Raw genomic sequence first — 12,183 nt, forward strand, 5'->3', positions numbered from 1 at the left:
ATCAGCCGCTCCCGTGGCGGGCGCCAAGCCCGCCCTCCGGGCGGACGACGGGAAGGTGATGACCGGCCCTGGGAGTCACTGGGGAGGGCGTACTCGCAGGCACCCGGCGTGCCACCCTCTTCCGTGCCCCTTCCATGTACCTTCGTCCCTTTGCTTCACCCGGCCGTAACCGTGCGTGGGTAAACGTAACCCCGCTCGGCACGAATCGATAACGGCCTCTCGAAACCCCGTTCCCCTCCCTGTCTACGCGCGTTACTGTGCGCCGCAATCGCTGCCGCAGGTGGCGCATTGGGTAAGCGGGCCGGGGACGGTGCCGTGGGGATGAAGGGGTGCCTGCTGTGCGTCTTATTTCTCGGAGGACTCGGTTCTCTCAAGCTGCGGTGGCCGTTGCGGTCGTCGCCCTCACGGCTGCCGGTTGCGGTGAGTCCAGCAAGAAGGCCGAAAGCGCCGACACGTCGTCGGGCACGTACTCGGGCAAGGGCATCGGCCTCGCCTACGACATCGGCGGCAAGGGCGACCAGTCCTTCAACGACGCCGCCTACGCCGGCTTCGAGAAGGCCAGCACCGAGTTCAAGATGGGCGGCCGGGACATCGAGCCGCAGGACGGCGAGTCCGACGCGGACAAGGTCCAGCGCCTCACCCAGCTCGCCCAGGCCGGCTACAACCCGGTCATAGGTGTCGGCTTCGTCTACGGGCCCGCCGTCAAGGAGGTCGCCGCCAAGTTCCCGAAGACCTCCTTCGGCATCATCGACGACGAGTCGGTCGCCGCGAAGAACGTCACCGACCTCGTCTTCCACGAGGAGCAGGCCTCGTACCTGGCCGGCGTCGCCGCCGCCAAGGCGACGAAGGTGAACCACATCGGCTTCATCGGCGGCGTGGACATCCCGCTCATCCACAAGTTCGAGGCGGGCTACGTCCAGGGCGCCAAGTCCGTCAACCCCAGCATCAAGATCGAGTCGCAGTACCTGACGGAGACGCCCCAGGAGGGCGGCTTCGCCAGCCCCGACAAGGGCAAGGACGCGGCGAGCGGCCAGATCGAGGCCGGCGCCGACGTGATCTACGCCGCGGCCGGTCTGTCCGGTCAGGGCGTGATCTCCGAGGCCGCCGCCAAGAAGATCTGGGCGATCGGTGTCGACTCCGACCAGTACAGCCAGCAGGCGCTCGCCGCGTACAAGGACTACATCCTCGGCTCGGCCCTGAAGAACGTCGGCGGCGCGGTCTATGACCTGTCCAAGTCCGTGTACGAGGGCAAGCCGCTGACCGGCGTCGTGCGCGCCGACCTCAAGTCGGGCGGCGTCGGTTTCGCCGACACCAACCCGAAGTACAAGGCGATGACGGACGTCGTGGCCGCGGTCGACAAGGCCAAGCAGGACATCATCGACGGCAAGGTCACCGTCAACACCAAGTGACAACGACGCGGCGATGAGCCGAGTCGGACAGCGAGCGGCGCCCTGGTCCACGAGACCGGGGCGCCGCTCGTCGTACGGAACGACGTGACCTCTGCGCCGTCTACGTCTTCTACGCCATCCAGAAGAAGACGGCCGTCATCCGCTTCTCCTCGATTGTCGTCCCGCAGTAACCGGTCGCGCTGTGCACGAGGTTGGCGTTGTAGAGGAGCAGGCGGTTGTACTTGTGCGGGACGCGTACGTCCTCCTCGAAGGCGTCCGGTGCCACGAACCGGGTGCCCAGCGCCTCGACCAAATTGTTGTGCGGGGCTTGGACCGTGTTGCCGCCGAGCCGTCCGCCGGGCAGGGACTGGCGGAAGAAGCTGGTGCCGCAGTCCTTGGGGACGCCCGGGTTGAGGTAGAGCACGGCCGCGTACCGGCACAGTGCCCGTGAGTCCGTGTGCGGGCGGGGCGTGCTCTCACCCTCGCCGACCACCTGGACGCAGTTGTGGTTGAGGGTGCCGCCGCCGGGCGCCTTCTGCACCCAGAGTTCCTTCGCACCGGTCGCCTGCCTCACCAGCCGCTCGATCCGCCCCAGCTCGGCTGGTTCGAGACCCGGCATGGCCCGCAGTCCGGGCCAGCTCTCCGAGGTGTACGGGTGGCCCTCGGTCCAGTCGTCCTTGGCGAGACACCGCTCCCGTACGGCGTCCACGCCGGGCAGGACGTCGTCGAGGACCCAGTAGTCGCGGCCCTTGGTGGGCTTGCGGTAGGGCAGCACGGGCAGCGGGGCACGGGAGGCATGGGCCGGGCGGGCGAGGGGCGCCCTGGGGGAAGAGGGTGGCTGTGGGGGCATGGGCCAGAACGTAGGGCGGGCTTGGTTTTGCCTGTGTCTGCACTCGGTCAACCTTGTCCCGGCTTTGGTCAACCTTCGGTCAGCGATCAGTCGGTAGATGGTCAGCGGACCGCTGTCCCGGTGGCCCCGCATACGCCCGGCCGGGCATTGTTCCTGCACATACGCCGTTTGCCTCCCACGATGGGCGCCCCGCTGTTCGTAGTGTGGGCCGCGACTGCGGCCACAGCTCGATAACGGACCGGACAGTTGGGGTTTTCCGTCTGGTCTACGCGCGTTACGCTGCGGCGGAACCTGCGCCTGGTAGGCGCTTGCACAAAGGAGTACCTTCCCATGCGCCGGCTGTCCCGAATCGCGGTTGCGGGTATCGCGTCCGCCACCCTCGCCGTCACTGCCTCTGCCTGCGGCAGCTCGTCCACCTCCTCGTCCTCCTCCAGCAGCGACAGCGCGGGCAAGGGTCTCGCCCTCGCCTACGACGTCGGCGGCAAGGGCGACCAGTCCTTCAACGACGCCGCGACCGCCGGCATGGACAAGGCCGACGCGGAGTTCGGCTACAAGAGCACCGCCGTCGAGCCGCAGGACGGCGAGTCCGACGCGGACAAGTCCCAGCGCCTGGAGCAGCTCGCCAAGCAGGGCTACAACCCGGTGATCGGCGTCGGCTTCGCGTACGCGCCCGCCGTCAAGGAGGTCGCCGCCAAGTTCCCGAAGGTGACCTTCGGCGTCGTCGACGACGAGCAGATCACGGCCGACAACGTCGCGGACTTGGTCTTCACCGAGGAGCAGGGCTCCTACCTCGCCGGTGTCACGGCCGCCCTCACCACCAAGACGAACGTCGTCGGCTTCGTCGGCGGTGTGGACGTCCCGCTCATCCACAAGTTCGAGGCGGGCTTCAAGCAGGGCGTCGAGGACACCAAGAAGGGTGTCACGGTCAAGTCGCAGTACCTGACCGAGACCGCGCAGGAGGGCGGCTTCTCCAGCCCTGACAAGGGTGAGAACGCGGCCGAGGGTCAGATCGACGCCAAGGCGGACGTCGTCTACGCCGCCGCTGGCCTCTCCGGCCAGGGTGTGATCAAGGCCGCCGCCGCGCACAAGATCTGGGCGATCGGTGTCGACTCGGACCAGTACAAGCAGGACGCGCTGGCCAAGTACAAGGACTCGATCCTGACGTCGGTCTTGAAGGACGTCGCCGGCGCCGTCTACAACCTGGCCAAGTCGGTCAAGGACGGCAAGCCCGAGACCGGTGTGGTCCGTGCGGACCTCGCCTCGGGCGGTGTCGGCCTGGCCGACTCCAACCCGGTCTTCAAGGACAACGCCACCCTGCAGGCCGCGCTGACGAAGGCCGAGGCCGGCATCAAGGACGGTTCGATCAAGGTCAAGACCTCCTGACGTCGGAGGACTTGAGGGTGGTCAACGAGGCGCTGTAATCACAGCGTTACGGCCACGGAACGGGGTGCGGAAAGGATGGTCAATCCGCACCCCGTTCGCGCGGCAGAATGCTCGGAACGGATCGGTACGGATCAATCAGTAAATGATCATGTGCGATCAGATCCGGGCACTATTTAAAGCAGGGGCGCTACGCGCGTAGAGAGGCCCCCTTCTCAAGGAGAGTGCGCCATCGACGCGTCCAGCAGCCCTCCGCTCACCGCTCAGTCGACGACCGCGGTCGAGCTGACGGGCATCACCAAGCGGTTCCCCGGTGTCGTCGCCAACCACGACATCCACCTCACGGTCAAAAAGGGCACCGTGCACGCCCTCGTCGGCGAGAACGGGGCCGGTAAGTCTACCCTGATGAAGATCCTCTACGGCATGCAGAAGCCGGACGAGGGCACCATCGCGGTCGACGCTGAGCAGGTGGCCTTCTCATCGCCGGCCGACGCCATCGCGCGCGGCATCGGCATGGTCCACCAGCACTTCATGCTCGCCGACAACCTCACCGTCCTGGAGAACGTCGTCCTGGGCAGCGAGAAGCTCCACGGCATCGGTGGCGGCGCCCGCCGGAAGATCAAGGAGATCTCCGACCGCTACGGGCTCAGCGTCCGCCCGGACGCCCTCGTAGAGGACCTCGGTGTCGCCGACCGTCAGCGCGTCGAGATCCTCAAGGTCCTCTACCGGGGCGCCCGGACCCTCATCCTCGACGAGCCCACCGCCGTCCTCGTCCCGCAGGAGGTCGACGCACTCTTCGAGAACCTGCGCGAACTCAAGGCCGAGGGCCTGGCCGTCATCTTCATCTCCCACAAGCTGGGCGAGGTCCTGTCGGTCGCCGACGAGATCACCGTCATCCGGCGTGGTACGACGGTCGGCACAGCCGTCCCCGCCGACACGACCCCGCGTCAGCTCGCCGAACTGATGGTGGGCAGCGAGCTGCCGACGCCGGAGACCAGCGAGTCGACGGTCACCGACCGCCCCGTGCTCCAGGTCGACAGGCTACGCCTGGAGGCGGAGGGCGGCCGGGCCGTCCTCGACGACATCACCTTCACCATCCACGCGGGCGAGGTCCTCGGCCTCGCCGGCGTCGAGGGCAACGGCCAGACCGAGCTGATCGAGGCTCTCATCGGCCTCCAGAGCGCCGATTCCGGCGCCATCGTCCTCGAAGGCGACGAGATCACCCCCTGGCCCACCCGCAAGCGCCGCGAGCACGGCGTCGGCTACATCCCTGAGGACCGCCACCGTCACGGCCTGCTCCTCGAAGCCCCGCTCTGGGAGAACCGCATCCTCGGCCATGTCACCGAGAAGCCCAACAGCAAGGGCAAGCGCGGCTTCTGGCTCGACCCGAAGGGCGCCCAGGAGGACACCCGCCGGATCGTCGAGGCGTACGACGTCCGCACCCCCGGCATCGACGTCACCGCCGCCTCCCTCTCCGGCGGCAACCAGCAGAAGCTGATCGTCGGCCGCGAGATGACCCACAAGCCGCGCTTCCTGATCGCCGCCCACCCCACCCGGGGTGTGGACGTCGGCGCCCAGGCGCAGATCTGGGACCAGATCCGCGAGGCCCGCCGCGAAGGCCTGGCCGTGCTGCTGATCTCCGCCGACCTGGACGAGCTGATCGGGCTGTCGGACACCCTGCGCGTCATCTACAACGGCAGGCTGGTCGCCGACGCCGACCCGGCCACCATCACGCCGGAGGAACTGGGCTCGGCCATGACGGGTGCCGCGACCGGCCACCTGGAGCACGTCGAAGAACTCGCAGAGAGCACAGCGACCGAAGCCAGCGCGGCAGACACCGCCCCGGAGGACGAGGCCCGATGAAGAAGTTCGACAAGGAGCGACTGCTCCTCGCGCTGGCCGGGCCGGTCATCGCGCTCGTCGCGGCGATCGCCTTGACCTCGATCGTGCTCCTCGCCTCGGGCCGCAACCCGTTCGAGCCGTACTCCCTGATGCTGGAACAGGCGTCGTTCTCCGACGTCCAGGTCCTGATCGTCAACCAGGCGTCGATGTACTACATCGCCGCCCTCGCGGTCGCCCTCGGCTTCCGTATGAACCTCTTCAACATCGGCGTCGACGGCCAGTACCGCCTCGGCGCGATGATGACCGCCGCCGTCGGCGCGAACGTCTCGCTGCCGGCCGTCCTTCAGATCCCCCTCCTCCTCCTGGTCGCCATGCTCACCGGCGCCTTCTGGGCCGGAATCGCGGGCGTCCTGAAGGTCACCCGGGGGGTCAGCGAGGTCGTCGCGACGATCATGCTCAACGCGATCGCCACCAGCCTCATCGGCTGGCTGATGCTCTCCGACAACCTGGGCGTACAGGTCGGCAACAACAACACGACCGGTGTGATGAAGGAGTCCGGCTGGGTCCCGGGCATCGACCTTGGCGCGGACGTCGGCGAGATCTACGGCCTGGTCTTCCTCGCCGTCCTCATGGGCGTCCTGTACTGGGCCGTCCTCAACCGCACCCGCTTCGGCTTCGACCTGCGCGCCACCGGCGAGTCCGAGTCCGCCGCCGCGGCCTCCGGCGTCGACGCCAAGCGCATGGTTCTCATCTCGATGCTGATCTCCGGCGGTGTGGCGGGCATGTCCGGTCTGCCTCTGCTGCTCGGCGAGGTCCACACCTACAGCCTGAGCTTCCCGGCGGGCCTCGGCTTCACCGCCATCGGCATCGCCCTCCTAGGCCGCAACAACCCCGGCGGCATCGCGTTCGCCGCCCTGCTGTGGGCCTTCCTCGACAAGGCGTCCCCTGCCCTCGACTACGCGACCCCGGTGGCGTACGAGAAGGAGATCGCCACCATCATGCAGGGCCTGATCGTCTTCGCGGTCGTCATCTCGTACGAGGCCGTACGCCAGTGGGGCCTGCGCCGCCAGCAGCGTCAGGTGGGCGCCGAACTGGCCGCAGCCGCCGCCGACAACCACACCACCCAGAAGGAGGTGGCGGCCCGATGAGCACCCAGACCATCGCCAAGCCGCAGGCGCAGCAGCCCGGCAAGGGCAAACGCCGGATCTCGCTCCCGGTACTCCTGCTGATCATCGCGGGTGTGCTGATTCTGACGTCGGTCGTCCGCCTGATCACGGGCGCCGACGGCATCACCTCCACCGGCCAGATGTCGACGGCGCTGCGGCTCGCCGTCCCGATCGGCCTCGCCGGTCTCGGCGGTCTGTGGGCCGAGCGCGCGGGCGTCGTCAACATCGGCCTCGAAGGCATGATGATCCTCGGCACCTGGTTCGGTGCCTGGGCCGGCTACCAGTGGGGCCCGTGGGTGGGCATCATCTTCGGCATCCTCGGCGGTTGCCTCGGGGCCGTCCTGCACGCCGTCGCGACGGTGACCTTCAACGTCAACCACATCGTCTCCGGTGTGGCCATCAACATCCTCGCCCTGGGCACCGCCCGCTACCTCTCGAAGTTCACCTTCGAGGAGGCTCAGGGGGGCTCCTCCAAACAGTCTCCGCCGATCGACTCCCTAGGCACCTTCGACATCCCAGGGCTGTCGGGCTGGCTGGACACGCTCAACCAGAAGCACTGGTTCCTGATCTCCGACATCGGGGGCCTCCTCGGCGGTCTGGTCACCGACCTCTCCCCGCTGACGGTCATCGCGGTGGCCCTCGTACCCGCCAGCTGGTGGATCCTGTGGCGCACCGCCTTCGGCCTGCGACTGCGCTCCTGTGGTGAGAACCCGGTGGCCGCCGAGTCGCTCGGCGTCAACGTCTACAAGTACAAGTACCTGGCCGTGATCATCTCGGGCGGCTTCGCCGGCCTCGGCGGCGCGTTCCTGTCGATCGTCGCCTCGAACGTGTACCTCGACGGCCAGACTGCGGGGCGCGGCTACATCGGCCTCGCCGCGATGATCTTCGGCAACTGGATGCCGGGCGGACTCGCCCTCGGCGCGGGCTTGTTCGGCTACACCGACAGCCTCAACCTGCGCGGCGGCACGACCAACGTGCACGCGCTGATCCTGCTGCTGGCGATCCTGCTGGTGGTGGGCGCGGCCTACCTGGTGTGGAAGAAGCGGTACGTGCCCGCCGTCGTCACCGCGGTCATCTCGGTCGTGATGTTCTTCTGGTACGCCGACACGAACGAGGTCCCCCGCCAGCTCGTGACGGCGGCGCCCTACATCGTGACCCTGCTGGTCCTCTCCTTCTCGGCGCAGCGCCTGCGGATGCCGAAGGCGGACGGCATGCCCTACCGAAGGGGCCAGGGCAAGTGAGCGTCGACGAGGTCGACTGGGAGAAGCTGCGGGCGGTGGCCCGGGACGCGATGTCCCGGGCGTACGCCCCCTACTCGGGTTACCCGGTCGGCGTCGCGGCCCTGGTCGACGACGGCCGCACGGTCTCGGGCTGCAACGTCGAGAACGCCTCGTACGGGATCGGGCTGTGCGCCGAGTGCGGCCTGGTCTCCCAGCTCCAGCTGACCGGCGGCGGCCGGCTGACGCACTTCACGTGCGTGGACGGCAAGGGCGAGATCCTCGTCCCGTGCGGTCGCTGCCGGCAGCTGCTGTACGAGTTCGGCGGCGCGAGCCTGCTGCTGGAGACCCCGGCGGGCATCCTGCCCCTCTCGGAGATGCTCCCCCAGGCCTTCGGCCCGGACCATCTCACCAAGTAACTCCCGTACGGCCCCCCGGAGTCGGTCGAATGCCCACTCCGGGGGGCCGCACAGTTCGCAGAACGACCGGTTCTCAGGACGACTGGAACCACCGGAAGGAAGCCAAGCCATGGCCATGGACGTCATCTCCGTCATCCGCACCAAGCGGGACCGCGGTGAACTCAGCGACGAGCAGATCGACTGGGTCATCGACGCGTACACGCACGGCGTGGTCGCCGACGAGCAGATGTCCGCGCTCGCCATGGCGATCCTGCTGAACGGCATGAACCGCCGCGAGATCGCCCGCTGGACGGCGGCGATGATCGCGTCCGGCGAGCGCATGAACTTCGACGCCCTGTCCCGTCCGACGGCAGACAAGCACTCGACGGGCGGCGTCGGCGACAAGATCACCCTCCCGCTCGCCCCCCTGGTCGCTGCCTGCGGCGCCGCCGTACCGCAGCTCTCGGGCCGCGGCCTCGGCCACACGGGCGGCACGCTGGACAAGCTGGAGTCGATCCCGGGCTGGCGCGCACTGCTGTCGAACGAGGAGATGCTGCACGTCCTGGACACGACCGGTGCGGTCATCTGCGCGGCGGGCGACGGCCTGGCCCCGGCCGACAAGAAGCTGTACGCGCTGCGGGACGTCACCGGCACGGTGGAAGCCATCCCGCTGATCGCCTCCTCGATCATGTCGAAGAAGATCGCGGAGGGCACCGGCTCCCTGGTCCTGGACGTGAAGGTGGGCACGGGCGCCTTCATGAAGACCATCGAGGACGCACGGGAACTGGCGTCCACGATGGTGGGCCTGGGTACTGATCATGGTGTTCGCACGGTGGCCCTCCTCACCGACATGTCGACTCCGCTCGGCCTGACGGCCGGCAACGCGCTGGAGGTACGGGAGTCGGTCGAGGTCCTCGCGGGCGGCGGCCCCGCCGATGTCGTCGAGCTGACCCTCGCCCTGGCCCGCGAGATGCTGGACGCGGCCGGTGTTCGCGATGCCGACCCGGCGAAGGCGCTGGCCGACGGCTCGGCGATGGACGTGTGGCGCCGGATGATCGCGGCCCAGGGCGGCGATCCCGACGCCACCCTCCCCACATCGAAGGAACAGCACGTCATCAAGGCCCCGTCCTCGGGCGTCCTGACCCGCCTGGACGCGTACGGCGTCGGCGTCGCCGCCTGGCGGCTGGGCGCGGGGCGTGCACGCAAGGAGGACCCGGTGCAGGCGGGCGCGGGCGTCGAGCTGCACGCCAAGCCGGGCGACACGGTCACGGCGGGCCAGCCCCTGCTGACCCTCCACACGGACACCCCGGACCGCTTCGAGTACGCGCTCCAGGCGGTCGAAGGTTCGTACGACATCGGCGCGGCGGGCACGGACTTCGCGGCGGCGCCGGTGGTGCTGGAGCGCATCGCCTGAGCCGGTAGCGGGGCGGAGCGAGCGTACGGGCGCCCGGGTGGGGGAGTGATCCCCTGCCCGGGCGCTGCTCGTTCGCTCAGCCCAGCAGGGCCGCGACGACCACCAGCACGGGTACGGCCAGGACGGTCGACAGCAGGATCGACTCGCGGGCCAGGGTCTCCCCCACGCGGTAGCGGCTCGCGTACGTGAAGAGGTTCTGGGCGGCGGGCAGGGCCGAGGTCACCACCACGTCGAGCAGGGGCGCGCCGTGCAGGCCGAAGACACTCGCGGCCAGCGCCCAGGCGACCACCGGCTGGCCCACCGACTTCAGGGCGACCGACAGCAGTACGGGAGTCCGCTCGGAGCCGCGCAACGGCCAGGTGCTGCCGGACAGTGAGATACCGAACGCCATCAGCACCGCCGGGACGGACATGTTGCCGATCAGGGTCAGCGGGTCCATCACCGGCGCGGGGACGGTCAGCCCCGTCGCCGCCACCAGCACCCCGGCGAGCGTGGCGACGGCGATGGGGTTGCGTACCGGTGTGATCAACTGCCGCCACAGCGGCCCCTTCTCGCCGGTGCTCGTCAGATCGAGGACGGTCAGCGCGACCGGCGTGACCACGAGCAACTGGAACAGCAGTACCGGCGCGACGAGCGAGGCGTCCCCCAGCACGTACACAGCGATGGGGATACCGAGGTTGCCCGAGTTGACGTAACTGGAGCAGAGGGCGCCGATCGTCGTACGTCCGGCACCCCAGCGGCGTACGACGCCCACCGCGACGAAGACACTCGCCGCCGCGATCGTGCTCAGCGCGGTGACCAGGAGCCGGCTGGAGAAGATCACCGACAGGTCGGCCCGGGCGAGCATGGTGAACAGCAGAGCCGGGGTGGCCACATGGAAGGCGAGCTTGGTCAGGACCTCGCGTCCGTTGTCCCCGAGGTAGCCGCGCAGCCCGATCACATAGCCGACGCCGATGACCACCGCGATCACCGCGAACCCGGTCAGCACGCCCTGCACGGGACCTCCTTGGCGAGCCGGGAGGAAGGGAGGCCGTGGGGTATCGCGGGCGGGGACGGTTCGTGGGGCATACACGCAACCCTCCGGGGGAGGAGGGGCACGCGTCAAAGCGATCTCAACGGGTGGGCTTCAGCGGGTGGGCTCAAACGCGCGAGCGATGAGTTACGGGCGGCCGTGCGGTCTACCGTTCGTGGACGCCATGACACCCGCTGTACTCGTGCTGGCCGGCCCCGTCACCCGCGAAGGGGTGACGGGGCTGTGCGAGGACGTGCATGCCCTGTTGGTGACTGGGACCGGCGGTGGCGGTGGTGGTCGTGATCCGGTCGTGGTGTGCGATGTGGCCGGGCTGGGGCCGCCGGGCCTGGACACGGTGGAACTGCTGGCCCGGGTCCAGCTCACCGCCCGCCGGGCCGGAGGCCGGATACGCCTCCGGGACCCGGCGCCCGCCCTACTCGCCTTCCTGGACCTGGTCGGTCTCCGCTTCGACGTCGAGGGGGAGCGAGAGGGGAAGGCCGAACAGCGGGAACCAGCGCTTGGTGTCGAGGAAGCAGTGGAACCCGGTGATCCGGCCCTCTGAGATCTCCAGCACCTGGACCGCCCAGGGGGAGTAGCCGCCCGTCTCCTCGTCCGGCTTGTACTGGGCGAAGCCCGGCAGCCCGTTGACGGCGACCGGCACGAGGTGCGAGCCCGCGCAGGCGGCGCCGAGTGTCGTCATGAAGCCGGTGATGTCCTCCGGCCCGGTCAGCCACAGGTCGAACGGCGGCATCGTCATGACGGCGTCCTCGTGCAGCAGCGCGGTGAGCGCCGTCATGTCGTAGCCCTCGAACGCGGCGACATAGCGTTCGAGGAGCTTCTGTTGCTCTTCGCTGAGCGGGTCGGAGACGGCGGCACCGGCACCGACCCCGGCCGTGGCACTGTCCCGCTCGGCGAGGGTCGCCCGGGCCCGCTGGAGGGCACTGTTTACCGACACGACCGAGGTTTCGAGGAGCTCGGCGACCTCGCTCGCCTTCCAGGCCAGCACCTCGCGGAGGATCAGCACGGCCCGTTGTTTCGCGGGGAGTTGCTGCAGGGCCGCCATGAAGGCGAGCCGCACGGACTCCTTGGCCACGGCGGCCTCCGCCGGGTCCTCGACGGTCGGCAGCACACGGGCGTCCGGCATCGGTTCCAGCCAGGTGTTGTCGGGGCGGGGAGAGAGGGCGGCCCGGGCGAGGGGGGTGGAGTCGGTGAGGTCCATGGGACGGGCGCGCTTGTTGCCGGCGGTCAGCATGTCCAGACAGACGTTGGTGGCGATCCGATACAGCCACGACCGCAGGCTCGACCGCCCCTCGAACTTCTCGTGGTTCCGCCAGGCGCGGACCATGGTGTCCTGCACGGCGTCCTCGGCCTCGAAGGAGGAGCCGAGCATGCGGTAGCAGTACCCGGTCAGTTCGACGCGGTGCCGTTCCAGTTGTACGTCGAGGTCTGTCGCAGTAGCCGTACTGTCACCCATCGCCAACCCACCCCATGGCTGCCTTCGTCGCCACATGGCGAC

10 protein-coding genes and 1 pseudogene are annotated in these 12,183 nt (G+C 68.9%); 8 read left to right on the forward strand and 3 right to left on the reverse strand.

Features of this window, described 5'->3' with window-relative positions; translation table 11 throughout:
• Positions 1-380: 380 nt before the first annotated feature.
• Positions 381-1,409 (forward strand): BMP family ABC transporter substrate-binding protein, encoded by a 1,029-nt coding sequence (locus G3I56_RS07345; RefSeq protein WP_343239890.1) that lies wholly within the window; start codon positions 381-383, stop codon positions 1,407-1,409.
• A 109-nt stretch (positions 1,410-1,518) separates the two neighbouring features.
• Here the strand turns inward: G3I56_RS07345 and G3I56_RS07350 are convergent, their stop codons facing one another.
• Positions 1,519-2,238: a DUF6445 family protein gene (locus G3I56_RS07350; RefSeq protein ID WP_203689362.1), complete on the reverse strand. Its 720-nt coding sequence runs from the start codon at positions 2,236-2,238 to the stop codon at positions 1,519-1,521.
• Positions 2,239-2,568: 330 nt separating this feature from the next.
• Here G3I56_RS07350 and G3I56_RS07355 point away from each other — a divergent pair, with 330 nt between their 5' ends.
• From G3I56_RS07355 to G3I56_RS07380, 6 genes are all read left to right on the forward strand, one after another.
• Positions 2,569-3,621 carry a BMP family ABC transporter substrate-binding protein gene (locus G3I56_RS07355; protein WP_164408047.1) on the forward strand — a complete coding sequence of 351 codons (1,053 nt, stop codon included), beginning with the start codon at positions 2,569-2,571 and terminating at the stop codon, positions 3,619-3,621.
• A 228-nt stretch (positions 3,622-3,849) separates the two neighbouring features.
• Complete coding sequence (locus tag G3I56_RS07360; protein WP_164408211.1) at positions 3,850-5,481, forward strand: ABC transporter ATP-binding protein; 1,632 nt, start codon at positions 3,850-3,852, stop codon at positions 5,479-5,481.
• Positions 5,478-6,608 carry an ABC transporter permease gene (locus G3I56_RS07365; RefSeq protein WP_164408048.1) on the forward strand — a complete coding sequence of 377 codons (1,131 nt, stop codon included), beginning with the start codon at positions 5,478-5,480 and terminating at the stop codon, positions 6,606-6,608. Before G3I56_RS07360 ends, G3I56_RS07365 begins: the two co-directional genes overlap by 4 nt.
• Entirely contained in the window at positions 6,605-7,867 is a 1,263-nt protein-coding gene (locus G3I56_RS07370) for an ABC transporter permease (RefSeq protein ID WP_164408049.1), read from the forward strand. Before G3I56_RS07365 ends, G3I56_RS07370 begins: the two co-directional genes overlap by 4 nt.
• On the forward strand, positions 7,864-8,262 hold the full coding sequence (locus G3I56_RS07375; RefSeq protein ID WP_164408050.1) for a cytidine deaminase: 399 nt from the start codon (positions 7,864-7,866) through the stop codon (positions 8,260-8,262). The genes G3I56_RS07370 and G3I56_RS07375 overlap by 4 nt, the downstream gene beginning before the upstream one ends.
• Before the next feature lie 109 nt (positions 8,263-8,371).
• Positions 8,372-9,655: a thymidine phosphorylase gene (locus tag G3I56_RS07380; protein ID WP_164408051.1), complete on the forward strand. Its 1,284-nt coding sequence runs from the start codon at positions 8,372-8,374 to the stop codon at positions 9,653-9,655.
• Between the two features lie 76 nt (positions 9,656-9,731).
• Here the strand turns inward: G3I56_RS07380 and G3I56_RS07385 are convergent, their stop codons facing one another.
• On the reverse strand, positions 9,732-10,652 hold the full coding sequence (locus G3I56_RS07385; RefSeq protein WP_164408052.1) for an AEC family transporter: 921 nt from the start codon (positions 10,650-10,652) through the stop codon (positions 9,732-9,734).
• A gap of 199 nt (positions 10,653-10,851) precedes the next feature.
• Between G3I56_RS07385 and G3I56_RS43650 the strand changes: the two are divergent.
• Positions 10,852-11,070: pseudogene (locus tag G3I56_RS43650) on the forward strand (hypothetical protein); the annotation flags it as partial.
• 30 nt (positions 11,071-11,100) lie between these two features.
• On the opposite strand, the gene G3I56_RS07395 reads toward G3I56_RS43650, so the two are convergent.
• Entirely contained in the window at positions 11,101-12,141 is a 1,041-nt protein-coding gene (locus tag G3I56_RS07395; protein WP_164408054.1) for a sigma-70 family RNA polymerase sigma factor, read from the reverse strand.
• Between the last annotated feature and the right edge of the window lie 42 nt (positions 12,142-12,183).

The organism is Streptomyces sp. SID12488 (assembly GCF_010548275.1).
Classification (GTDB): domain Bacteria; phylum Actinomycetota; class Actinomycetes; order Streptomycetales; family Streptomycetaceae; genus Streptomyces.

Bases quoted from the DNA above. Each gene is read 5' to 3' on its own strand.
- G3I56_RS07350 (WP_203689362.1), bottom strand. From the start codon at position 2,238: ATGCCCCCACAGCCACCCTCTTCCCCCAGGGCGCCCCTCGCCCGCCCG.
- G3I56_RS07355 (WP_164408047.1), top strand. From the start codon at position 2,569: ATGCGCCGGCTGTCCCGAATCGCGGTTGCGGGTATCGCGTCCGCCACC.
- G3I56_RS07365 (WP_164408048.1), top strand. From the start codon at position 5,478: ATGAAGAAGTTCGACAAGGAGCGACTGCTCCTCGCGCTGGCCGGGCCG.
- G3I56_RS07370 (WP_164408049.1), top strand. From the start codon at position 6,605: ATGAGCACCCAGACCATCGCCAAGCCGCAGGCGCAGCAGCCCGGCAAG.
- G3I56_RS07380 (WP_164408051.1), top strand. From the start codon at position 8,372: ATGGCCATGGACGTCATCTCCGTCATCCGCACCAAGCGGGACCGCGGT.
- G3I56_RS07395 (WP_164408054.1), bottom strand. From the start codon at position 12,141: ATGGGTGACAGTACGGCTACTGCGACAGACCTCGACGTACAACTGGAA.